Origin of the sequence: Streptomyces sp. NPDC048521, from assembly GCF_043199855.1 — a bacterium.
In the GTDB taxonomy this organism is placed as follows: Bacteria; Actinomycetota; Actinomycetes; order Streptomycetales; family Streptomycetaceae; genus Streptomyces.
Window position 1 is genome coordinate 277649 of sequence record NZ_JBICWR010000010.1, and the last position, 21760, is coordinate 299408.

The 21760-nt window shown below is 71.6% G+C and carries 21 protein-coding genes; 8 read left to right on the forward strand and 13 right to left on the reverse strand.

The features are described 5' to 3' along the window. Positions 1–78: 78 nt before the first annotated feature. Entirely contained in the window at positions 79–1728 is a 1650-nt protein-coding gene (locus ACGFRF_RS24215) for a hypothetical protein (protein WP_393743133.1), read from the forward strand. Between the two features lie 24 nt (positions 1729–1752). After that, positions 1753–2148: a hypothetical protein gene (locus tag ACGFRF_RS24220; protein ID WP_393743135.1), complete on the forward strand. Its 396-nt coding sequence runs from the start codon at positions 1753–1755 to the stop codon at positions 2146–2148. 19 nt (positions 2149–2167) lie between these two features. Here ACGFRF_RS24220 and ACGFRF_RS24225 read toward each other — a convergent pair whose 3' ends face one another. Beyond that, on the reverse strand, positions 2168–2716 hold the full coding sequence (locus tag ACGFRF_RS24225) for a flavoprotein (protein WP_393743137.1): 549 nt from the start codon (positions 2714–2716) through the stop codon (positions 2168–2170). Further along, the gene (locus tag ACGFRF_RS24230) at positions 2713–3984 is read right to left on the reverse strand and encodes a helix-turn-helix domain-containing protein (protein ID WP_393743139.1); all 1272 of its coding nucleotides are present in this window, start codon (positions 3982–3984) and stop codon (positions 2713–2715) included. The genes ACGFRF_RS24225 and ACGFRF_RS24230 overlap by 4 nt, the downstream gene beginning before the upstream one ends. 175 nt (positions 3985–4159) lie before the next feature. Here ACGFRF_RS24230 and ACGFRF_RS24235 point away from each other — a divergent pair, with 175 nt between their 5' ends. Continuing rightward, complete coding sequence (locus tag ACGFRF_RS24235) at positions 4160–4597, forward strand: ATP-binding protein (RefSeq protein ID WP_393743141.1); 438 nt, start codon at positions 4160–4162, stop codon at positions 4595–4597. Positions 4598–4603: 6 nt separating this feature from the next. Here ACGFRF_RS24235 and ACGFRF_RS24240 read toward each other — a convergent pair whose 3' ends face one another. Both ACGFRF_RS24240 and ACGFRF_RS24245 read right to left on the reverse strand, forming a co-directional pair. Beyond that, positions 4604–5962 carry an APC family permease gene (locus tag ACGFRF_RS24240; RefSeq protein WP_393743143.1) on the reverse strand — a complete coding sequence of 453 codons (1359 nt, stop codon included), beginning with the start codon at positions 5960–5962 and terminating at the stop codon, positions 4604–4606. Then, positions 5959–6846, reverse strand: a complete 888-nt coding sequence (locus ACGFRF_RS24245; protein WP_393743145.1) for a carbon-nitrogen hydrolase family protein — start codon at positions 6844–6846, stop codon at positions 5959–5961. The genes ACGFRF_RS24240 and ACGFRF_RS24245 overlap by 4 nt, the downstream gene beginning before the upstream one ends. A 96-nt stretch (positions 6847–6942) precedes the next feature. On the opposite strand from ACGFRF_RS24245, the gene ACGFRF_RS24250 reads away from it, so the two are divergent. Next, positions 6943–7686, forward strand: a complete 744-nt coding sequence (locus tag ACGFRF_RS24250; protein WP_393743147.1) for a FadR/GntR family transcriptional regulator — start codon at positions 6943–6945, stop codon at positions 7684–7686. Between the two features lie 401 nt (positions 7687–8087). Here the strand turns inward: ACGFRF_RS24250 and ACGFRF_RS24255 are convergent, their stop codons facing one another. Then, positions 8088–8918, reverse strand: a complete 831-nt coding sequence (locus ACGFRF_RS24255; RefSeq protein ID WP_393743149.1) for a M55 family metallopeptidase — start codon at positions 8916–8918, stop codon at positions 8088–8090. Between the two features lie 77 nt (positions 8919–8995). Here ACGFRF_RS24255 and ACGFRF_RS24260 point away from each other — a divergent pair, with 77 nt between their 5' ends. After that, on the forward strand, positions 8996–9265 hold the full coding sequence (locus tag ACGFRF_RS24260; protein ID WP_393743151.1) for a hypothetical protein: 270 nt from the start codon (positions 8996–8998) through the stop codon (positions 9263–9265). 58 nt (positions 9266–9323) lie between these two features. Here the strand turns inward: ACGFRF_RS24260 and ACGFRF_RS24265 are convergent, their stop codons facing one another. Further along, a complete protein-coding gene (locus ACGFRF_RS24265) occupies positions 9324–13778 on the reverse strand; it encodes a hypothetical protein (RefSeq protein WP_393743153.1) in 4455 nt (1484 codons plus the stop codon). Between the two features lie 207 nt (positions 13779–13985). On the opposite strand from ACGFRF_RS24265, the gene ACGFRF_RS24270 reads away from it, so the two are divergent. Further along, positions 13986–14156, forward strand: a complete 171-nt coding sequence (locus ACGFRF_RS24270) for a hypothetical protein (RefSeq protein ID WP_393743155.1) — start codon at positions 13986–13988, stop codon at positions 14154–14156. A gap of 221 nt (positions 14157–14377) precedes the next feature. On the opposite strand, the gene ACGFRF_RS24275 is transcribed toward ACGFRF_RS24270, so the two are convergent. From ACGFRF_RS24275 to ACGFRF_RS24300, 6 genes are all read right to left on the reverse strand, one after another. After that, the gene (locus ACGFRF_RS24275; RefSeq protein ID WP_393743157.1) at positions 14378–15004 is read right to left on the reverse strand and encodes a GNAT family N-acetyltransferase; all 627 of its coding nucleotides are present in this window, start codon (positions 15002–15004) and stop codon (positions 14378–14380) included. 97 nt (positions 15005–15101) lie between these two features. Continuing rightward, positions 15102–16571 carry an ATP-binding protein gene (locus ACGFRF_RS24280; RefSeq protein WP_393743159.1) on the reverse strand — a complete coding sequence of 490 codons (1470 nt, stop codon included), beginning with the start codon at positions 16569–16571 and terminating at the stop codon, positions 15102–15104. After that, the gene (locus ACGFRF_RS24285; protein ID WP_393743161.1) at positions 16572–17300 is read right to left on the reverse strand and encodes a response regulator transcription factor; all 729 of its coding nucleotides are present in this window, start codon (positions 17298–17300) and stop codon (positions 16572–16574) included. 219 nt (positions 17301–17519) lie between these two features. Further along, positions 17520–18092 (reverse strand): CE1759 family FMN reductase, encoded by a 573-nt coding sequence (locus tag ACGFRF_RS24290; protein WP_393743163.1) that lies wholly within the window; start codon positions 18090–18092, stop codon positions 17520–17522. Continuing rightward, positions 18089–19174 (reverse strand): LLM class flavin-dependent oxidoreductase, encoded by a 1086-nt coding sequence (locus tag ACGFRF_RS24295; protein ID WP_393743165.1) that lies wholly within the window; start codon positions 19172–19174, stop codon positions 18089–18091. The genes ACGFRF_RS24290 and ACGFRF_RS24295 overlap by 4 nt, the downstream gene beginning before the upstream one ends. A gap of 110 nt (positions 19175–19284) precedes the next feature. Next, positions 19285–20175, reverse strand: a complete 891-nt coding sequence (locus tag ACGFRF_RS24300) for an NADP-dependent oxidoreductase (protein WP_393743167.1) — start codon at positions 20173–20175, stop codon at positions 19285–19287. A 136-nt stretch (positions 20176–20311) separates the two neighbouring features. On the opposite strand from ACGFRF_RS24300, the gene ACGFRF_RS24305 reads away from it, so the two are divergent. Continuing rightward, positions 20312–20716, forward strand: a complete 405-nt coding sequence (locus ACGFRF_RS24305; RefSeq protein ID WP_393743169.1) for a winged helix-turn-helix transcriptional regulator — start codon at positions 20312–20314, stop codon at positions 20714–20716. 37 nt (positions 20717–20753) lie between these two features. On the opposite strand, the gene ACGFRF_RS24310 is transcribed toward ACGFRF_RS24305, so the two are convergent. After that, the gene (locus ACGFRF_RS24310) at positions 20754–21275 is read right to left on the reverse strand and encodes a hypothetical protein (RefSeq protein WP_393743171.1); all 522 of its coding nucleotides are present in this window, start codon (positions 21273–21275) and stop codon (positions 20754–20756) included. A gap of 143 nt (positions 21276–21418) precedes the next feature. Between ACGFRF_RS24310 and ACGFRF_RS24315 the strand changes: the two genes are divergently transcribed. Further along, entirely contained in the window at positions 21419–21757 is a 339-nt protein-coding gene (locus ACGFRF_RS24315; RefSeq protein ID WP_393743262.1) for a YnfA family protein, read from the forward strand. Positions 21758–21760: the final 3 nt, after the last annotated feature.

A 21760-nucleotide genomic window follows, 5' to 3' on the forward strand; every position in this document is an offset into this window, starting at 1 on the left:
GCCGCGCGCGTGGACGATGCCCCTCTGTGCCTGCCGGGGTGTCTTCGCGGCTGGCCTGGTGGACACGGGGGTGGGGAGTTGGCGTTCACGGAGCACCAATCGGTCTTTTCGGCACCTGCAGTACCGCTGGGGACTGCTGACGTTGCCGGTGAAGTAGTCCGGCACGGGGCATACACCGAGGGCGTCACCCGCCGATTGAGTGCAGCCGCCTTCGCCCGCACGGACTGGCTGGCCGTGCTGCGCGCCGAACTGGCGGACCTGTGGATAAGGCTGAAGGCAGCCGTGCGGAAACGCCTGCGGTGGGTGTTTCCTGTGACGGAGAAAGAGAAGCCCTCCGACGCCCCCGAGCCGAAGCCTCCGTCGGTCGTGCTGGGCGAGGACTACGCGGTCTGGGTCCGGCGCCGCATCAAGAAGTCGGCGCGGCCGGCGCCGGTCTACGGGTTCCATCAGGAACCCGTCGTCCACGCCAGTGATCGTGCCATCCGCCACATGCGAAGACGCCGAATAGGCATCGCTGCGGTGACCATGCTCGTCGTCTGGCCGACGATCGCCGGCGCTCTGACTGCGAGCTGGGCGGCACTGGTCCTGTTGGCGGGCGTGTGGGCCGTCTATCTGGTCGAGCGCTGCCTGGCGCAGGTGCGGTTCAACGCCCTACTTGCCGGAGAACTGCACGCGCCCGCGCCGGCCGTGCAGGCTCACGCCCTGCCGTACCTCTACGAGCGTCGTCCGGGCGGTGACCGACACCGGTTCCTCGGGGCAGGTCTTCAGGCATGGCACGAGGCGGTCATCGGCATCGACGTCGAGCCCGCCCCCGAAGGCCAGGACGAGGAAAACGACACCACCGCGCTGCCACCAGGAATCGGCTCACCGGCGCAAAGCCCAAGCCAACCGGACATGGCCGAGGTGGCCAAGGCCGTCCTGGAGGCGCTGGCCAAGCACAACAAGCCGGTGGCCCGCAAGCCGCTGAAGCACTTCACCGTCGCCCAGTTGCATGCCTATGTCGCGCGCCGCCTGGACGACCCGGCGCCCGCTCATCACCGTGATCACCCCGTTCCGCGCATGGAGGTGATCGGGATCGCCGGCATCCACTACAAACGGTGGGACCAGATCGACGACGACACATGGCGCAGCCTGCAGACCCTCGCCGTGGACAGCTTTGGCGACAAGCCCGCCGAGGAGATCGCCCGCCGTTACATCTGGGCCAGGGTCACCGCCTGGAACGGCGACCTCATCGCGGCCATACTCGTCCACTTCGCTTATGAGGGCGGCTTCCTGCGCGTCACCGTCCGCCCGCACATCATGGGGCCACTCAACCCGAAGGTGGCCGGCCTCAAGCCGGCCGACCTGCGCAGCATCAGGTGGCTAGGCCGCACAGCGTTCAACGCTCTCGCTGATGTCTACGCCGGACTCGACCGGCTCGTACGCCGCAAGCCGCGCAGGCGCCCCGAACTCGATCTCGGCAGCGGACCGGTCAGCCTTCGCGAGGTCTACAGCGTCCGCTGGATCGAGGACATGCACACGAACGACGACGCCCGCTACTACGTGCAGATGATGCAGCGCCGCGTCTTCGACTCCACCGAGATCTTCCTGCGCGACCACAACGTCGATATCGCCGCCTACCAGCAACAGGCCACCGCGATCTACAACTTCGGCGTCATGAACGGCGGCACCATGTCCGGCCCCGTACAGGCCACGCCGTTCTCCGTGAACCCCTCCATGACGAACTGACCCACAAGCCCGCCAGGAGTCCCCATGGCCATCCGACGCCAGTCCGACCCGGTCCCGAGCGGTCCCAACTTCGGCATCATCAACACCGGTCACATGACAGGGCCGGCCCAAGCCGCGCCGTTCTCCCAGAACGCCACCCAGACCAACAACATCACCAACGAAGCCGTCGACAAAGCCCGCGAAAGCATCGAGGACCTCCGGCGGCGCCTGGAAAGACTGCGCGGCCAGTACCCCGAAGTGGACGCCGCCCTGCGCGACCTGGACATGATCACCCCGCGCCTCGATGAACCCGAACGCGATCCCGGCACCCTGCGCTACATGATCCAGAACCTCGTCGAACGCTGCGGCGGTTTCCCCAACCTCGTCGCCGCCGCCCAGCTTGTCCAGTCCACGGTCCTGGCGCTACTGCCCGGCTCCTGACCGGCCCGCCACCTCGGAGTCAGCCAGCGGGCCTGGGCTCCAGCAGGTCCAAAGCTTCCTCCCAGCGGAACCGGTCCGCCCCGCCGCCGACCCTCGGCTTGTGCGGTTCGCACGAGCCGATCATGACGCCCATCTCCCGCAACCGCTCCAGGTTCTGCTCGTAGGCCGGGTGAGCGGCCTGGGCTGAGTTCAGGTAGGGCAGTGCCACGGTTGGGATGCCCATGCCGTATGCCTCGCACAGGATGCCCAGGGCAAGGGTGTCGGATATCCCGGTGGCCCACTTATTGATCGTGTTGAAGGTGGCCGGGGCGACCGCAATGGCGTCTGCGGGGGGCAGTGGGCGAGGGTCCCCCGGCGAGCGCCAGGCGGATCGGATCGGGTAGCCGGTCTGTGCCTCGACCGCCTGGGCGTCGATGAAGCCGAGGCCCTGCGGCGTGGCGATGACACCGACGTCCCAGTTCGCCTCCTGCGCAGCGGTGATCAGCTTGCCGACGTCTCGGGCAACGCCAGCCGCGCAGACGACGACGTACAGGAAGGGCTTCTTGTCCGTGGCGGTCGGTTCGGTCACGCGGGGACTCCCAGTTGGCGGCTGAAGCGGTGCAGTTCCGGCAGGGTACGTCGGCGGTCGCGGGCGGCCATGTCGGCGACCAGGTTGCGGACGTCGGGGCGGCGGATGTCCTGGGCGGCGCAGGTCTCGGCGATCCTCAGGGCTTGGTAGCCGTCGGCGAGGCGGCCCTGCTGGCTGTAGGCGCGGGCCGCCTCGACCCATAGTGCGACCCGGCGTTCCGGAACCGGGATGTGCCGGCGCATGAGGGGCCGGGCCGCCTGGAGGGCGAGGCCAGCGTCCCCAAAAGCCACCAGTGCGCTCAGCTCGTGCAGGGCGACATTGGTCGGGCTGAAGGTGGCCCAGGCGTCGGGCCGGTCGAGAGTGACGTAACGCGAGACTTCTTTCGCCTCGGTGAGGAATTCCTTCGTGGCCGCGCGGTCACCGCGACTGCTGGCCGCGGTCACACCGCGCAGGAGCAGCAGTCCGACGGCGGCGAGGTACTTCGATGAACGCCGGTCGTAGGATCCGGTGAGCTGGTCCGCGGTGTGCCGGACCAGGGTGACGGCCTCAGTGGCGTGCTTCTCGCGGACCAGGACGTGGGCCTGGACACGGACGCTGGAGGCGAGGACGACCGGGTCGCCTGAGCGTTCGGCTTCTGCCATCGCCCGGCCGACGGCGAGCCATGCGTTGCCCTGGTCGTGCTGCTTGAGCAGCAGGCTCGTCGCCGTCTGGTACGCCGTGGCCAGGAGCCGGGACACTGTATCTCTGTCCGTCGCATCACCGGCCGCCAGTCGCAGGTCGGCGATCAGGCCCGGGAGGGTGCGCTCCAGCTCTGTGTAGTGGCAGGTGTGGAAAAGCCTCAGTGCTGATCCGACGCGTTCATACAGGACAGTCGTGTCCTGTGGACCACCGGTGCCCGTAGGGCCGGGGCCGGGCAGGAGTGCCTGGACGAGGGCGGTGTGCGAGGCCGTAGAGCCGGCCTGGGCCGCGAGCGCTGCGATGCTCGCGGCGAGGAAGGTGCGGCGGTGCATGTCGTCAGCTTCTTGATCGGTGGCGGACACGTGCTGAGCTGGGGCGAGGCCCAACTCGTGAGGCGGGATGTTCAATTCCTGCGCGACGGCGCGTAGTACACGAATGTCCTCCGTGCCACGACCGCTCTCCAGGCGGCTCACCTTGGACTGGTGATACCCGAGCGCTGCGGCCACGTCATGCTGTGAACGCCGCTGTAACACCCGCGCCCGACGGATCCGTTCTCCGATCCGTCTCGCTTCCCCATGCGCGTCGGCCATCTGCCACGGCTCCTTCCGCCGTCGCTGATCTTGCCTGCTCAATCGAGCATAGGTCAGGCGTAGTTGGCGGTGATGCGGCTCCTGCATAAGTCATGCAGCGCCCGCGTCAGGGCTCACCACTCACGGCGACGGGCTGGTTGCTTGGTGTGGCCGCACCTACACCGGGAGGCCGTTCATGGAAGTGCGCCAGCTCACTCTTTCCCTACCCGCGACACCCGCCGCAGCAACCGCGGCCCGGCACCAGGCCGTGAGCGCGATAGCGGGCTGGGACGCGGGACTGGGCACCGAGGTGGTGCACACGGCCAAGCTGCTGGTCAGCGAGCTCGTCACCAACGCGGTCCAGTACTCCGGCACCACATCGGTCTCACTCGCGGTCTGTCTCGACGGGACCGTTCTGCGGATCGAGGTCTGCGACGCGAGCCCGGTGCTGCCCCAGCCGGCTCTGCCCGACGCGGACAGCGAGGGCGGCCGGGGCCTGTTCCTCGTCGCCGCTCTCGCCGACCGGTACCACGCCGAACCGACCGAGGCCGGCAAGCGCTGCTGGGCCGAAATCGACCTGCCCAGCAAACCCAGCCAGGAAGTTGCCTGTTTTCTTCCCCTCCAGAGGAGTTGATGCCGGTCACACGGTCTCCGGCTGCCGCTCGTCCTCGGTCATGGCCAGCTCCGGCGGCGGCGTGCGGAACAGGCGGGTGAGCCAGGCCAGGTAGCAGACGCCGAGCGCGAGCCAGATCAGGCCCAGTGTCAGGGCCCTGCCGTCGAGGTGGGCGAGCAGCCAGAGGTCGACCGCGGCGCCGATCGCCGGGGCCACGACGTACGGCAGGACACCGGGGTGTGCGCCGCGCCGGCGCTCCCGGACGTACGTGGCGATGACGCTGACGTTGACGAAGGTGAAGGCCGTGAAGGCGCCGAAGTTGATGAAGGACGTCGAGGTGGCGACGTCCATGCGCAGGGCTATGAGGCCGATCGCGCCCGTGAGGAGCACGTTGCGGACCGGGGTGCGGAACCGCGGGTGGATGTGGCCGAAGATCCGGGGCGGCAGAACCGAGTCGCGGCCCATCGCGTACATCAGCCGGGAGGCGCTGGCCTGCGCGGCGATGCCGGATGCGGCCTGCGCGACGACCAGCCCCGCGAGGAAGACCGAGGAGAACAGGTCACCGCCGATGGTCCGGGCGATCTCGAAGGCGGCCGATCCGGTGTCGGCGAAGTGGGCGCCGGGGTGGGCGAGCTGGGTGGTGTAGGCGACCGCGACGAAGACCGCGCCGCCGATCAGGGCGGTCAGCAGGATCGCCCGGGGCATGGTCCGCTCGGGTTCCACGGTCTCCTCGGTGAGCGTGGTGACCGCGTCGAAGCCGAGGAAGGAGTAGGCGGCGAGCGCGGCGCCGGCGGAGATGCCCGCCGCGGTCGTGGCGCCGCCGGTGAAGGGGGTGGTGCTCGCCAGGGCGGCGGCCCCGTCGGCCGCCACGACATGCCGCAGGGACAGCAGCACGAAGATGCCGATGACCAGGATCTGGAAGACCATGAGCAGGTCGTTGACGCGTTCGGCGGTCTTGATGCCCCGCACGTTCAGCGCGGTCGTCACGGCGATGAACGCGGTGATCCACACCCAGGACGGAACGCCGGGGAACCGGGCGTGCAGGTAGGCGCCGCCGATCAGCCAGATCACCATCGGCAGGAAGACGTAGTCGAGCAGCGTGGCCCAGCCGACGAGGAAGCCGGCGCGGGAGTCGACGGCCCGCCGGACGTAGGTGTAGGCGGAGCCGGCCACGGGGTGGGCGGCGGCCATCCGGCCGTAGCTGTGGGCGGTGAACAGCATGGCGAGGAGGGCGAGGAGGTAGGCGGTGGGCACCGCGCCCGCGGTCTCGTCGGCGACCACGCCGAAGGTGCCGAGCACGATCATCGGGGTCATGTACGCCAGGCCGAACAGGACGACCGATCTCAGGGTCAGGGTCCGGGCCAGGGCGGGGGCAGGGGTGTTCATGAGCGGGCTCCGGGGGACGGGGCGGGGCGCCAGCGGCGGGGATCGATGCGGCCGCCGTACAGCGGCAGCTCTATGGGGCGGTCGGTGTCGGTGAAGTGGTCCCACATGCGGGTGACGCCGGCGGTGCCGTGCGCCCGTACGCGGGTGACCTCGTCCAGGTCGAGGACGTCGGTCAGGACGGCCGGGTCCGCGGACGCCGCCTCCGTGCGCACACGGCCCTCGGGGTCCACCACCAGGCTGTGGCCGGTGCCGGTGGGGCCCGCCGTGTTCACGCTGACGACGAAGACCTGGTTGGCGATGGCGTTGGCGCGGGCCAGGACCAGTTCCTGCTCGCGGTCGGGCGTCGTCGTCATCACCGGGTTGACGATGACCTCGGCGCCCTGCCACGCCAGGTGCCGGGCGACCTCCGGGAACCAGGCGTCGTAGCAGACGGCGAAGCCGATCCGGCCGGTGCCGGGCACGTCGAAGACGACGAAGCGGTCACCGGGGTCGTACGGCTCGGTGGGGCGCCACGGGAAGACCTTGCGGTACGACGCCACCAGGCGGCCCTCGGGCGAGAAGGCGAGCGCGGTGTTGAACAGCTCGCCGTTCGGGCCCTGTTCGCAGACCGTGCCGGGCAGCAGCCAGATGCCCAGGTCACCGGCGAGTGCCGCCAGCTCCCTGACGCGGGGGCCGTCCAGCGGCTGGGCGGCCTCCCGCAACCGGCTCGCGTTCTCGGCGGGCGGGCCGGCCGTCCCGCACAGGTGGAGTTCCGGGAAGACGGCCATCCGGGTCCCGGGCGCCTGCCGGAGCATCCGCTCGACCTCGGCGGTGAAGGCGGACAGCGGGTCGCCGGCCGGGTGGGGGGCCAGCTGACCGAGGGCCAGGGGAAGTGCACGGGGCATGGCGTCGAAAATAGGTCAGGATGAGCACTTAAACAAGAGTGCTCATCCTGATCAGTTTTAGGGGGTGGCCGCCGTCCCGCTGGTTAAGGTGGCGCCATGCCTGGCCTTCCCGATGCCGCCCCACCGACCGCAGGGCTCGACGCGCCCGAGCTGAGCGGCATCCGGCGGCTGTCCGCACTGGAGGCCGTGCGCGCCCGCATCGCCCTCGCCGTGGACCTCGGCCTGCTCACCCCCGGCGAGCGCCTGCCCGGCACCGACCGGATCGCCGCCGCGCTCGGCGTCAGCGAGATCACCGCCCGGCGCGCCCTGGTCTCCCTGTGCGAGGACGGTGTACTGGAGCGCCGCCGCGGACGGAACGGCGGGACCCTGGTCGCCGAGCAGCCCGCCAAGGGCGTCATCGGGGCGACCACCGCTTACCGCTCGGACGCGGCCGCCGTACGCCGGCTGATCGACCACCGGCTGGTCCTGGAGTGCGGCATCGCCCACCTGGCCGCGGGACACGCCGACGAGACGGCCCTGGCGGAACTCGAGCAGCTCGTGGACACCATGGACGGGACGGCGAGCTGGGCCGAGTTCCACGGCCTCGACGAGCGGTTCCACCTGGCCGTGGCGGCGGCAACCGGCGTCACCTCCGCCGACGGACCGTACGGCGCGGTCCTGCGCGAGCTGTACCAGTACTACCTGCCCTACCCGATGGACGCCCTGCGCCGGTCCAACGCCGAGCACCGCGCACTCGTCCGGGCGCTGCGGGACCGGGACGCCGCTGCGGCCGGGGCGGTCGCCCGGCAGCACGTCGAGACGCTGCACCGGACGATGTACGTCGGCCTGCTCGCCGACTGACGCCCGCGGGACCGCGCACACCCACGGGTCACGGACCGCTCCGGACGCGAGGCCCGGACGGACCTCGGCGCCCTGCTCGGCCTTCCCGGCACGTTCACCGGCACGGGACCGTCCGGGGCGGCCCCGCGGTCCGGCTCGGGCCGACGGGACCTCGCCGTGGTGGACGACCGTGATGTGCTGATCGGGTCCCGGTGTCGCGAGTTCGCTCGTGGCCCGCCCACGCCGCACCGCCCGGGCCACAGCGGAATGACCGACGGCCCCTCGGCACCCGCCCTCAGAGACACAGCGGCGCTCAGCGGCCACGCCACCGGCGGCGCACGCTCGGCGGCCGGCGGACCGACCGCGGACCCCGACGGTACGGCGCTCGGCGGTCAGGGACCCCGGCGCCGCGCCAGTACCCGCTAGCAGTACGGCGCCTGATGGCCGAGCGAGGCCGCCACCCGCATCCACACGCCGAACTGGCGGTACAGAGAAGGGAGTCGGCCGGTCGCGCGGACCGTGCGGCTGTCGTCGGCCGTGACGCCGGGGATGCCGAGGAGCGTGGCGGCGACCGAGGCGGACTGCCAGCGGACGGTGAGGGTGGCCTCGGCCTCGGACACCGCGGGGCGGCGCGGGAGCGGGGTCAGCGCCCGCGCGACCGTCTCCTCGATGGCCTTGCGCGCCTCCGCCTCCGGGCGCAGCTCGGCCGCGAACCGGTCGTGGGCGTACTTCACGGGGACGGAGGCGACCGACGCGTCCCAGGCCGTCATCTCCGCGCACGCCGCGTCGTCACCCGTGAGGGCCACGACGGGCACGCCCAGCGCCGCCGCCGTGGCATGGGCGAGGCCGATCTCACCGACCGGGCGGCCGTCCAGCCACATGTCCTCGATCTCATGGCCCATGAAGCTGTGGCTGAGCACGCCCAGGGCACCGGCGCGGGAGTGGTAGCCGACGCACAGCGCGGCGTCGTACTCCCCGGTCAGCCCCTCCAGCATGCCCATCTGCTTGGGCTTGCCGCGTACCAGGCGGGCCGCCGGGTGCAGCGCCTCGGGGAGCAGGTTGCGCATCGGGCCGTGGGCGTCGTTGACGAGGACATCGGCCGCACCGGCCGTCAGTGCGCCGCGCACGGCCGCGTTCACGTCCTCGGCCATCATGGAGCGGCCCCGCTCGTAGTCCCGGCCGCCCGGCTGGACGTCCTCGGCGTCGACGAGCCCGGTCACGCCTTCCATGTCCACGCTGATGTAGATCCGCACGGCGTCGACCCTAACCGACCCTACGTAATGTAGGTTCCCAACCGCCAACGGCCATACGTCTGTTCAACGGGGGAATCATGCAGGACACGGAAACCGGACCCAGCGGGGAGGTCGGTGTCCGCAGCCTCGCGCCGACCCTGACCGTGCTGGTCGTCAGCGTCGTGATCGCCGCCGTCGGCGTGTACGAGCTGTGCGGCTTCGGGCTGCACAGCCTCGACCGGCGCCCGCATCTGTTCAGCGACGGCCTCGCGACCGGCGGGGTGATCGTGGCCGTGGTGGCGGCCGGGGCGGCGGTGGGCAACCTGGCCTGGCTGCTGGCGGCCTCCCGCCGCCGTACCGACGGCTGACGGACGAGCGGCGACATCCCGGTAACCGGCGTGGCGAGCGCCCGGGCGCAGGGCTTTGTCACGCTACCGGGGACGGGCGGTCGGTCACGGCGGTCGGGCCGGCCTCCGGCGCCATGACCAGACCGGGGACATCGGGGAGGGCGGTCCGGACCGCTTCGGCCACTTGCTCCAGGTCCACGCCCAGGCGGGTCAGGGAGGCAAGGAGGTCTTCGAACGGGAGCCGGGCGTTGCGGGCGATGTGCAGGAAGTCCTCGATCGGGCTGTACAGCGCGAGGGGCAGTTCCTCGTGGCCCGACCCGAAGCCCTCCCGGCACAGGCTCAGATCGGTCTCGCTCAGACTGTCCAGTTCGTACGCGGGCACGTCCAGACCCAACTCGGCCAGGCGGCCGATGATGTCCTCCCGCTCGATCAGGAGCGAGGACGGGGCGGTGACGAGGTGGAACAGCGGGACCGGTCTGTCCCAGTCGAGATAGCCGTTCGGCTTGAGACTGACCAGATCCCCGTCGTACCTGCTCGCTTTCGTCGGTGCCGTGGCGTGTGAGGTACGCACGCCGTAGCGGTGCAGGCAGTCGATGACGGCCTGGGGTGACAGACGGACGGAACTGGCGGTCCGCACTATCGCCAGCATGGGCACCGTGTCCGTGGTCAGGTCGTCCTCACCGTACGGCAGCACGCTGTAGACACCGTTGAACACTTCCCCGTCCTCCGGCGCCATGTGTTCAGGAAGCGTGACGTACTGCGGCAGCAGCCCGTAGGCGCGCAGGCGTTCAGCCGCCTCCCTCGGCCGCAACCCGCTCTCGGCGGCCCGCTGCACCAGCCCCACCAGGGAGATCTCACGCTCGCGACGGAGGTACTGGGGGATGTCCAGGAGCACCGGATCCGTATCCGCAACGGAGTCGGGCAGGCACCCGGTGGAGAATCCCAGCTCTCCCAGTCGCCGTGCGATGTCGGACAGCGGAATGCCGGAACGCAGGGACGCCTGGGCCAGGGCGCGGGGAGGCACATCCGTGTGGATGTCGAGGAGCCGTAGCACCGAGCCGTGCCAGCCCCAGTCGGCACTCAGTCGCAGCAACTCCCGCGCCGACCGCTCGTCCAGGCAGCCCGTCTCGGCACGCAGCCCGTAATCGCCCAGCCGCCCGACGATCTCGTCCAGGGAGCGGTCCAGGTCATGCATGGCCAGCACGACCTGGCCCGCGAGGACCGGCTCGGCAGGTTCGAGCCAGGGGGCCGAGCCGTCCAGACGATGGCTGAGCAGCCGTACCACCCAGTCCTCGGGCGTCTCGGTCCGCATGTTCTGCGCCGGCACGGGGAAGCACAACGCCCTCATCCGGTCGAGCGCCTCATCGATGCCGATGTTCAGCACGAGGTGTGCCTTGACGAAGTGCCCCGGCGGTACCGGGACCCCGGCACGAAGCCAGCGCTCGGAGACGAAGTTCTCGTCCGTGCCGCGAAGTTGCCGGTCCGACAACGCGAGCGTCGTGGCGTCGACGGCCACCTCGCCACGGGGCCGCTCCGGCACGGGCAGGCCGAGCTGCGCCATGCGGGCCAGCGCGTCGTCGTACGACACCCCGCAGGTCATAGCCACCGACAGGACGTGCCCCGGATGTACGGGCTCCTCCTCCCGCGTCGGCTTGATCCACTCCCGCAGGGTGCCCGTTCTGGAGGCCTTGGAACGCATCCACACGTCCGAGGGCCGCGCCGGCAGCACTGCCTGGACCCGGGACAGTTCCGGAACGACACCGGTCAATGCGTCGAGTTCGGCGTTCGGCCGGTGAGCGATCAATCGCCACAGCAAGGAGGCGTCGTCGGGGGACTGGCCGGCGACCTGGGCCGGTCGGGACCACTCCTCGTCCACGTCCGCGCAGTGGACGAGGGTGGCGTCGGGCGGGAAGAAGCCCACCGTCGCCACCGGCGCGGGGTGGCCGTGGACGTCGAGGACGATGCCCGCCTCGCCCGCCGCCTCGGTCACGATGTCCGCGAGGCGGGGGCTGTGCCGGGCCACATCCGCCAGCCATTCGCCCGTCAGCAGGGGTGGATCGGCGGCGAGGAGAGCGGGCAGGGCGGCCCTGATCAACCCCTCGACCACCTTGTCGACGTCCGGGTCCAGGATCTCCGCACGGTCCACGGACAGGTCCCTTGGCCGGCTCTTCCCCGTCAGGTTCACCACGACCCCGCGCAGACGTCCGCCCTCCTGCGGCCCGGCCAGCACCCCGCGCCGTACCCGGGGCTCGATGAAGATGCCGTCGGCGAGGACACCGCCCCCGTGCTCGCACCAGACGACCTGGCCGTCGACGCGCTCGTCGCCCTCGGGCCAGGAGACTTTGCGCCCGTGGGCGACGAAGCCGTCGGACCGGCCTCCGGTGGGCTCCCTCGGCTGCAGTTCACCGGGGGCCCACGACGCGCTCTGCGTCGTCCCGTGCCGTGCCTCGGTCGCGACCTCCGCGATCCCCAGCAGCCTGCGCAACTCCCGGACACAGGACGGCGCGTTGTCTCCGTCCCGGAGGTAGAGGCGGACCCTGGTGCCGACCCTTCCCCACTTCCCGGTCCGCCGTACCCGGAAGTAGTGGCCCGGCCCGGTGATCAGCACCGTCAGCTCCTCGGGCCGGCCGTCACCGGTGTGCTCCGGACAGGTCGTGACCCGGATCTCGTCGGCGAGCATGAAGTAGCTGAGCACCCCGATGCCGAACCGGCTGTTGGCACGGACAGTGGATCCGTCACCCTCCGCGCCTTCCGTCTGCCATGGCATGTCCTGGAAACGGGCGTGATCGCTGAACCGCACCCCGGCCCGGGAGAACACCTCGGCCAGCACGGTCTCGTCCATGCCGATGCCGTTGTCCACGCACTCGAGGTAGTGCCGCTCCTCGACCGGGTCGTACCCCTGCTCGAAGGTGATCTTCCACGGGAACGTGTCCTGCCCGTCCCGCATGAGCCGGGAGGCACGGCGGTACCGGCAGGCGTCCAGCGCGTTCTGGTACAGCTCCCGGATGGCGAGGCTGCGGTCGCGGTACAGGTTCTCCCCCATGAGGAGTTCCTGGATCCGTTCCTCGTCCAGCCGGAACCGGATGACCTCACCGGCCTGCCGGGGCTCCCCCGTCTCGTCCACCTCGCGCACCCCGTCGGCGTGGGCGTACACCGGCAGGGCCCCGATCTCCTCGGTCGGCCGGGTGCGGCGGGCCTCGCGCAGCAGGGCGTCCACGTGCTGGGCGTGTTCGGTCAGCGCTGCCACGGCGGCGGGGTGGTCGCAGTCGGCGTGGAGGGCGAGGGTGTCCCCGACCGGTTTCCAGGCCGCCTTGTTCAGCCTTCTGAGCAACTGTCTCGGGTCGAGTGCTTCCGGAATGCCCACGTGCTTGACGACGGCGGACTGCAGATCCGTTGCGTCGATCGCCATGGCGTGGGCGATCGCGAACAGCGGCCCCACCAGACGTTCCCTGAGCTTCTGCGAGTCACGGCCGTCGAAGTCCACGTAGGGCGCGTCCTCTTGCAGCAGCCCCTCGGATTTCCTGCCGAACAGCTTGCGTGGTCCCAGGTGCGCGCAGGACAGCAGCCGGGGGAGCCACGGCTGGTCCAGTACGGTGGCGATCCCGGGCCCGACCGGGCTGAGGGCGTCCAGCACGTCGTCGAGCCGTCCCGGCTCCCCCACCTGCGGCTTCACCCACTGGTGGAACAGCCACCAGCCGACCTCCGCGCGCCCGTCGTCCCGGTCCGGCAGCGTGTTCCCGAGGTTCGCCTGACGGACGAGCCGCTTGTGGTTGTGCAGCAGGCGGTTGTAGCTCCGGCGCTCCGGGCCTCCCTTCGCCTGCTCGTCGAGGTCGATCGGGTCGACGTGGCAGAGCATGGCGACCGTCCACGCGTTCTGCACCTGGTACAGGAACGGCAGCAGCGCGAGCAAAGTGGCCTCGACCGCGGTCAACGACTCCGTCTGCAGGCGGTCTTTGATGTCGGTCAGCCGTATGTTGAGCCAACGAACCGTGCGCCGGCCCAGTTCGGGGTCGTGCCAGGGGTCCTGCGCGAGTAAGTCCCTTTTCTCGTCGTACAGTTCCGCGAGCCGCTCCGCGACGTCCCCGGCCTGCTTCCTGAGCACTCCGGCCCGAGCCGCGTACCCGGGCGCGACGAGCTTCCAGGCCTCCGATCCCTCCACGTCGTCCCGCCAGATCTGCTGGAAGGCGCTGAACTGCGGTGACGGCACGGCGCCGGCACCGGTCCCGGTCGATCGGGTCTGGCGCCGCCGTTCCTGTGCCTCCTCCACGAGGCGGTCCCAGTCCTCGTCCCTGAGGACGTTCCAGCGGTTTCCGGTCCGTGCCCGCGCGAAGGACTCCAGTGTCCTGAGGAACGCGCGCCGTCGCTCCGGATGACGGGGGATGACCTTGCACGCGAGCCATCCGTCGATCGTCGTGGTGGGGACTCTCAGCCTGTATCTCGTGGCTATCTCGTGGCTCAGGCCGTGCGAAGCCGGCTCTCCGGCCGCCTTGTACAGCTTCTTCAGGCAGTCCTCGTACCGCAGCGGCCCCACCATCGCGCCCGCCTCCCCCTCCGAGCTCGCCCCTCGCACGGGCCAGGACACCCGAGTCGTACGACTCGTACGACTCGCGAAGTCGCACATTACCGGGTTGACCTGGGACGTCACCCGGAATCGACCAGATCCGTCCACGCCTGGGCCCGGCCCCGTCAGGCATGGTCGTCGGCGTTGGCCCCACCGCCCAGTGCGCCGAAAGGCTCCCCGATGGACCCTCTCCTCGTAGCCGCCGTCTGCGGCCTCCTCACCCTCCTGATCGTCAGCTGCGCCGCCGTCCTGCTGGTCCGGTCCGCGCTCCACGGAGCCGAGTCGAAGGATCGCGCGTCGATTCTCGGTGCCGTGGCCGAGGTCGTGCGAGCTCTGCGGGGGAAGCGGTGACCGGCGCGGCCGGCTTCGTCCCGCCGGTCCGTGACACCGTCACCAGCGACCCCGAGTGGAAGGACGGCGACATCGATCCCGGTGTGAGCCTCGTCGACGCGGTACGGCTGCGGAACTCCACCACGTCGTCCTCCTCCTGGGACCGCTGGGACACGCGGGCCGCCCGCACCCGCCGACGACACAGCCGCACAGCCCGCCCGCGTGGTCCGGGCGGGAACCCCCTACGCCGCAGGCGAAGCGGAGGCGGCTCGGAACGGCACCCTCCGCATCCCGACCCGCTCGTACGCGGCGACGGCCGCCCCGTTCTCCACGTCCACCATCAGCGCGGCCCGCCCGAACTCCCGTACCAGCGCGTCGACCACGAACCGGGACACGGCGACACCCAACCCCCGCCCCCGCGCGGCCGGATGTGTCAACACCCCCGCCACGAACCCGCACCCCGCACCGGACCACGCATCCGCCGCCACCGCCGGCAACCCCCGCTCACCGGCCGCCGCCTCGCCGTGCACGCCGGCCCACCGGCGCACTCCGGGCCGCCCCGGCTGGGCGTACGACTCCGGGAAGTACCGCTCGAACAGCGGCACCGCCTCGGCCTCCGCACCCCCGTCCAGCCACTGCGCGCGGGTAGCCGCCCCTGGCCGCTGCGCCGTCTCCATCCACCAGAACGGCGGCCCCCCGTACTCGAGCCCAGGCACCGCCCGCACCACCGCGTCGATCAACTCCGCCCGCCCGAAGGGCCGATACGCGGGCCCGACCTCCGCCCACACCTCCCGTACGAGCGGCACCGCGTCCTGCGCCGCCCCCGCCACGGCGATCCGGTCCCGCCCGGAAAGCCCGGGCGCGGCCACGGCGCACGCCGATCCACGCCGAAAGACCCGCACCCCGTCCCCGTACGCACCGTCCGCCCGGACCTGTGCCGCCCACAGCACATGTCCCGGACCGCCCTCAGCCGTCCCCGACGCGCCCACTGCCACCACTCCCCGCGAACCCACCGCTCCCCGTGAACCCGCCGCCCACCGTGAACCCGATGACCGCCCCGCCGCCCTCCCGCCGGAAGGCGAACGGTGCTCCGCCGTGCGCCATGGCCACCTCGCGCACGATGGAGAGCCCGAGGCCGGACCCCGGCAGGGACCGCGCATCGGCGGCCCGGTAGAAGCGGTCGAAGATGCGGATGAGGTCGCCGTCGGCGATCCCGGGCCCCCGGTCCCGCACCTCCACGCGCACGGTACCCGGCCGCGCCGGCCCGGTGACGGCGACCTCGATCGGCGCCTTGCCGTCCCGGTCGAACTTGGCCGCGTTCTCGACCAGGTTGGACAGTGCCCGCTGGAGCATCCCGGGCCGTCCGTCGGTCGTCGTGTCACCGCTCGTACGCAGCGCGATCTCCCGGCCGGTACGCCGTCTGGCCAGCCCCACCACGTCCTCGGCGATGTCGGCGAGGTCCACCCGCTGCGGCGGCTCGGCGTCGGACTGCCCGGCGGCGAGGTCGACCAGCTCGTTGACCAGATCGGTCAGTTCCCGGGCCTCCTGGGTGAGGTCGGCGACGAGGTCCTCGCGGGTGGCGGGCGGGAGTTCGTCGATGCGCCTCAGGAGCGAGATGTTGGTACGGAGGGAGGTCAGCGGCGTACGCAGTTCGTGCCCCGCGTCCTGGACGAGCCGCCGCTGGTCCTCCTCGGACTGGGCGAGCCGGCCCAGCATGCGGTCGAAGGCACGCCCGAGCCGCCCCACCTCGTCCAGGCCCGCGACCGGCACCTGGATGCCCAGCTGCCGGGTGCGGGCCACGTTCTCCGCGGCGGACGTCAGGATCACCAGCCGCCGGGTGATCCGCCGGGCCAGCCACCACCCGAACAGCCCGGCGGCGACCACGACCGCCGCCATCAGGATCAGCGTGCGCTGCTGCAGCGCCCGCAGCAGGTCCTCGGTGTCGCTGAACTCCTGCGCGACCTGGACCGCGCCCCGCCCGTCACCGAGCGAGACGGTGGCGATGCGGAACAGGTCCTCGTCGACGCGTACGTCCTTGTGCTGGACGACCTTCCCGGCCGACCGCGCGACGGCCATGGCCCTGTCGTGGGAGGTGACGGGCAGCACCGGGCTGCCGTGGTCGACGATCTGCCCCTGCGCGCCGAGCACCTGTACATCGGTGCGGGCGGGGCGGACCAGGTCGTGCCCAGGGCGGGAGGAGGAGAAGTCCTCCGGACCCATCTCGTGCTGCCGTACCTCGTCCTGGACGTCCTGCACGACCTGCGTGAACACCGACTGCTGGTCGACGCGGACCATCCGGGCGGCGGAGCCGTAGGACAGGATGCCGACGAGGATCGTGACGGCGGCGGTGACGGCCGCGAAGGACACGGCGAAGGTGGTGCGCAGGGAGACGAGCTTGGGCCGGCGCAGGGCCGGTGGCCGCCGCGGGCGGCCCACTCAGTCCTCCCGCAGCACGTAACCCACGCCCCGCACGGTGTGGATCAGCTGAGGGGCGCCGGGCTCGTCCAGCTTGCGGCGCAGATAGCCGACGTAGACGGCGAGGTTCTTGGAGCCGGGCCCGAAGTCGTAGCCCCAGATCCGGTCGTAGATCGTCGCGTGGTCGAGCACGATGCCCGCGTTGCGCACGAGCAGTTCCAGCAGCTCGAACTCGGTGCGCGTCAGTTCCAGCTCGCGCCCGCCGCGCCAGGCCCGGCGGGCCTGCAGGTCCATGCGGAGGCCGGCGGCCTCCAGCTGCCGGTCGGACACCTGGGCGTCGGCCCGGACGGCGCCCTCCGGGCTTGCGCCGCCGACCGGCACCGTGCTGGTGCGGCGCAGCAGGGCCCGCAGCCGGGCGAAGACCTCTTCCACGTCGAACGGCTTGACCACGTAGTCGTCGGCGCCGGCGTCCAGGCCGGCGATGCGGTCGGCGGTCTCCACGAGCGCGGTCAGCATGAGGATCGGGGTGCGGTCGCCCTCGGCGCGCAGCACCCGGCAGACCTGCAGGCCGTCGATGCCCGGCATCATCACGTCGAGCACGAGGACGTCCGGTGGGGTCCGGTGCGCCTGCGCCAGGGCCTCGACGCCGTCGGCGACCGCCGTCACCTCGTACCCCTCCAGTGTCAGGGCACGCTCCAGGGCATGGCGGATGGCACGGTCGTCTTCGGCGAGCAGCACAGTCTGGGGCACGCATCCAGTCTGCCAAGGCCTGCGGGTGCCGGGCCGGGCCCAGCGAGCTGCGATCACCCCTTTTTACCGCCCTCTCACCGTCACAAGGGCAATCCGCCCAACGGCCCCGCCGCCTTCTCACCGCCGCCGGCCCCGGCTCGCTCCCCCGCCCGTTCGGCCCCACCCACCCGGGACGGTCGGCTCCCAGCCGACCGGGACGAGTGGGCGGGTGGGCGAGGATCAGCGCTGCAACGACGCGAGCCGGTCGGCGAACGACACGACCGCGGACTCGCTCGCCCGAGCGGCCAACGGCAGCAGCGCGGCCAGCTCCCCGGCCGCCCGCTCGATCCGCTCGGCCAGCCCCTCCGCGCCCCAGTCCTCCGACGCGGCGTACACGCCGGTCGGCACGACCACGGCCCGCAGGTAGGCGAACAACGGCCGCAGCGCGTGCTCCAGCACCATCGAGTGCCGGCTCGTACCCCCGGTGGCCGCGATCAGCACCGGCTTGCCGGCCAGCGCGTCCTTGTCCAGCACGTCGAAGAAGGACTTGAACAGTCCGCTGTAGGACGCGCTGAACACCGGCGTGACGACGATCAGCCCGTCGGCCCCCGCCACCGCGTCCTGCGCGGCGGCCAGGGCCTTACCGGCGAACCCGTTGGTGAAGTTGTGCGCGATCTCCACCGCGAGGTCGCGCAGCTCGACGACCTGGATGTCCACCGGCGTCTGCCGGTCCACCGCGGCGGCCAGCCGGTCGGCCAGCAGCCGGGTGGAGGACGGGACGCTCAGTCCCGCCGATACGACGACGAGCTTCATGCGGTGGTCGCCTCCTTCGCGGCGAGCAGGGACTGGTGGGTCGGGGCCTGGGGCACCTGCGCCGAGCGCCCGTTCGCGAACTCCTTGCGCAGCACCGGTACGACCTCCTCGCCGAGCATGTCGAGCTGCTCCAGGACGGTCTTGAGCGGCAGGCCCGCGTGGTCCATCAGGAACAGCTGGCGCTGGTAGTCACCGGCGTAGTCGCGGAAGGCCAGCGTCTTCTCGATGACCTGCTGCGGGGAGCCGACGGTCAGCGGGGTCTGCTCGGTGAAGTCCTCCAGCGAGGGCCCGTGCCCGTACACCGGCGCGTTGTCGAAGTACGGCCGGAACTCACGCACCGCGTCCTGCGAATTGCGGCGCATGAAGACCTGACCGCCCAGTCCGACGATCGCCTGCTCCGGTGTGCCGTGCCCGTAGTGGGCGTACCGGGTCCGGTAGAACTCGACCATCCGCTTGGTGTGGTCGGCGGGCCAGAAGATGTTGTTGTGGAAGAAGCCGTCGCCGTAGTACGCGGCCTGCTCGGCGATCTCGGGCGAGCGGATGGAGCCGTGCCAGACGAACGGCGGTACGTCGTCCAGCGGGCGGGGCGTCGAGGTGAAGCCCTGCAGCGGCGTGCGGAACTTCCCCTCCCAGTCGACGACGTCCTCGCGCCACAGGCGGCGCAGCAGGGCGTAGTTCTCGATGGCGAGGTCGATGCCGTCGCGGATGTCCTTGCCGAACCAGGGGTAGACCGGCCCGGTGTTGCCGCGGCCCATCATCAGGTCGACACGCCCGTCGGCCAGGTGCTGGAGCATCGCGTAGTCCTCCGCGATCTTCACCGGGTCGTTGGTGGTGATCAGGGTGGTGGACGTGGAGAGGATCAGCCGCTCCGTGCGCGCCGCTATGTAGCCGAGCATCGTGGTGGGGGAGGACGGCACGAACGGCGGGTTGTGGTGCTCACCGGTCGCGAAGACGTCCAGCCCGACCTCCTCGGCCTTCAGCGCGATGGCGACCATGGCCTTGATCCGCTCGCGCTCGGTCGGCGTGCGCCCCGTGGTGGGGTCCGGCGTGACGTCGCCGACCGTGAAGATCCCGAACTGCATGGTCGCTCACCCTCCAGGTTGTTTAGGATTCAACTATACCCCGCCAACGGTCACCCACCCCGGGTTATTCCGGCTCCCCCGATCCCGCGCACCGACGACTCCACCGGCCCTCAGGGCACCAGCACCAGCCGCCCGCGCACCCCGCCCCCGGCCAGCCGGGCGTGCGCCTTCGCCGCGTCCCGCAGGGCGAAGGTCTCGGCCACCCGCAGGCTCAGCGCCCCCTCGTCCACGAGCCGGACCAGCTCCGCCAGCCGCGCCCCGTCGGCGCTCACCTCCACGGCCGTGGTCCGCACCCCGCGCACGGACCCGGGCTGCCGGCCGGGCTGCACCCCGACGTACACGCCTCCGTCCCGCACCCACTCCAGCGCCCGCTCACCGAGCACCGCCGCGTCCAGCACCGCGTCCACACTCCCCGGCCGGACCCCGTCGGCCGTGAAGTCCGCGACCCCCAGCGACCGCACCAGCTCCTCGTCGGCCGCCCGGGCGTGCCCGGTCACCACGAACCCCCGGCGCGCGGCCAGCTGCACCGCGAATCCGCCGACCGCGCCCGCCGCACCGGTCACCAGCAGCGACGCGCCGGGCTCCAGCTCCAGCAGGTCCAGGGCCTGCTCGGCGGTCAGCCCGTTCAGCGGCAGGGTGCCCGCGTGCACCGCGTCCACCGTGGCCGGCGCCTTGGCCACCACGTCCGCGGCCACGACGACGTACTCGGCGTGTGCTCCCAGCGCATCGGCCACCCCCGGCACCAGCGCGACCACCTCGTCGCCCACCTGCCAGGCGGCGGCCACGCCCACCGCGTCCACCGTCCCGGCGACGTCCCAGCCGAGCCCGATCGTCTTGCCGGCCCCGCCGAAGACACCGGCCCGCACCCCCAGGTCCACCGGGTTCAGCGCACCGGCCGCGACCTTGATCCGCACCTGTCCCGCCCCCGGCTCCGGCACCGCCACCTCGGCGATCTCCACGGCCTCCGGACCACCGAACGTCCTCACCACAGCAGCACGCATGTCAACTCTCCTCGCCTTCAAGGCATTTGCTGGATTCTCGGCCGGTTTCCCGGCCACAGCACCAACCGTAGGAGAGCGACTATCTTTGGGTAAGTAGTTACCTGAGAGTGCGTTGGTGACCCGAAGGAGAGAGCCCATGGCGACCACGACCGCCGCCCAGCGACGCGAACAGGCCCGCGCCGAGTACGACGCGTTCCTGCGCAGCTGCCCCACCAACCAGCTCCTCGGCCGGCTCAGCGACAAGTGGGTCAGCCTCGTCGTCTCCGCCCTGGCCGCCGGCCCCCTGCGCTACAGCGACCTCGGCCGCAGGATCGCCGGCGTCAGCCCCAAGATGCTCACCCAGACGCTGCGCGCCCTGGAACGGGACGGCATCATCAGCCGCACCGTCACCCCGTCCGTCCCGGTCCGCGTCGACTACGCGCTCACCCCGCTCGGCGCCGGCCTCGCCGGCCTGCTGACCGCGGTGAAGGACTGGGCGGAGAACCACTTCGACGAGGTACGCGCGGCCCGCGAGCGCTACGACGAGGAGAACCCCGCCTGATCCGACGGCGCAGGCAGCCGCAGGCGGCCTCACCGGTTCAGAAGGCGTAGGCGTCGCCGGTGGCCAGTACCAGCACCTTCAGCCGGTCGTTCGACCGGTCCTCGTCCACCACGCCCGCGCTCCACGCCGTGTCCAGCTCCAGCGTCACCTCCGGCGGCCGCTCCCGCAGCCGTACCGGCACGCGCAGCTGCTCCCCCGTCGCGTCCGAGGTCAGCGCCCCGGTCCCGCACACCACCGTCCGCTCGTCCTCCCGGGTACACCGGGCGGGCAGTTGCTGCGCGTCCGCCAGCTCCGCCGACCAGCGCAGCCGCACCGTGGCGTCGGTGAGGGCGTCGGGCCCGTGGTTGCGCGGGGTCAGCAGTACCTCCACCCGGTCCCCGGTCATCACCGCCGTCCCGTGGAAGGCCAGGTCGGCCTCCGGCACGCGAGCGGCCGGAGCGGTCCCTGCCGCGGGAGCGGCCACCGCGGTCCCCGGCACCAGGACGGCACCGGCGCACACCCCGGACACCAGCCACGCCCGCAGCCGCACGCCCCTCGCCGCACCTCCCGCTGCTCCCACTCGCACCACTCCTCGCCACCGCACACTCGCGCCCGGCTCCTGCTGCCGCTCGCCGTTACCGATGTATGCCACGCGAGCCGCGCACCAGGCGCCCTCCAACAGGTGACGCGCCTCCGGCGTGCCAAGCTGCCCCCATGCCCCCTGTGCAGATCTTCCGCTCCGCCGCCCTGTTCGTCGTCGCCGCGCTGTTCGAGATCGGCGGCGCCTGGCTGATCTGGCAGGGCGTACGCGAGCACCGCGGTCTGCTGTGGATCACCGGCGGCGTCCTCGCGCTCGGCGTGTACGGCTTCGTCGCCACCTTCCAGCCGGACGCCCACTTCGGCCGCATCCTCGCCGCCTACGGCGGGATCTTCGTGGCCGGCTCGATCCTGTGGGGCGTGCTCGCCGACGGCTACCGGCCCGACCGCTGGGACATCGCCGGAGCGCTGATCTGCCTGGCCGGCATGGCCGTGATCATGTGGGCGCCGAGGAACGGCGCCTGAGGC

Coding starts and splice junctions, on each gene's coding strand:
- ACGFRF_RS24250 (WP_393743147.1), top strand. CDS start 6,943: ATGCCTGGCCTTCCCGATGCCGCCCCACCGACCGCAGGGCTCGACGCG.
- ACGFRF_RS24245 (WP_393743145.1), bottom strand. CDS start 6,846: ATGCCCCGTGCACTTCCCCTGGCCCTCGGTCAGCTGGCCCCCCACCCG.
- ACGFRF_RS24220 (WP_393743135.1), top strand. CDS start 1,753: ATGGCCATCCGACGCCAGTCCGACCCGGTCCCGAGCGGTCCCAACTTC.
- ACGFRF_RS24300 (WP_393743167.1), bottom strand. CDS start 20,175: ATGCGTGCTGCTGTGGTGAGGACGTTCGGTGGTCCGGAGGCCGTGGAG.
- ACGFRF_RS24265 (WP_393743153.1), bottom strand. CDS start 13,778: ATGGTGGGGCCGCTGCGGTACGAGGACTGCCTGAAGAAGCTGTACAAG.
- ACGFRF_RS24240 (WP_393743143.1), bottom strand. CDS start 5,962: ATGAACACCCCTGCCCCCGCCCTGGCCCGGACCCTGACCCTGAGATCG.
- ACGFRF_RS24230 (WP_393743139.1), bottom strand. CDS start 3,984: ATGGCCGACGCGCATGGGGAAGCGAGACGGATCGGAGAACGGATCCGT.
- ACGFRF_RS24270 (WP_393743155.1), top strand. CDS start 13,986: ATGGACCCTCTCCTCGTAGCCGCCGTCTGCGGCCTCCTCACCCTCCTG.
- ACGFRF_RS24290 (WP_393743163.1), bottom strand. CDS start 18,092: ATGAAGCTCGTCGTCGTATCGGCGGGACTGAGCGTCCCGTCCTCCACC.
- ACGFRF_RS24235 (WP_393743141.1), top strand. CDS start 4,160: ATGGAAGTGCGCCAGCTCACTCTTTCCCTACCCGCGACACCCGCCGCA.
- ACGFRF_RS24305 (WP_393743169.1), top strand. CDS start 20,312: ATGGCGACCACGACCGCCGCCCAGCGACGCGAACAGGCCCGCGCCGAG.
- ACGFRF_RS24260 (WP_393743151.1), top strand. CDS start 8,996: ATGCAGGACACGGAAACCGGACCCAGCGGGGAGGTCGGTGTCCGCAGC.
- ACGFRF_RS24295 (WP_393743165.1), bottom strand. CDS start 19,174: ATGCAGTTCGGGATCTTCACGGTCGGCGACGTCACGCCGGACCCCACC.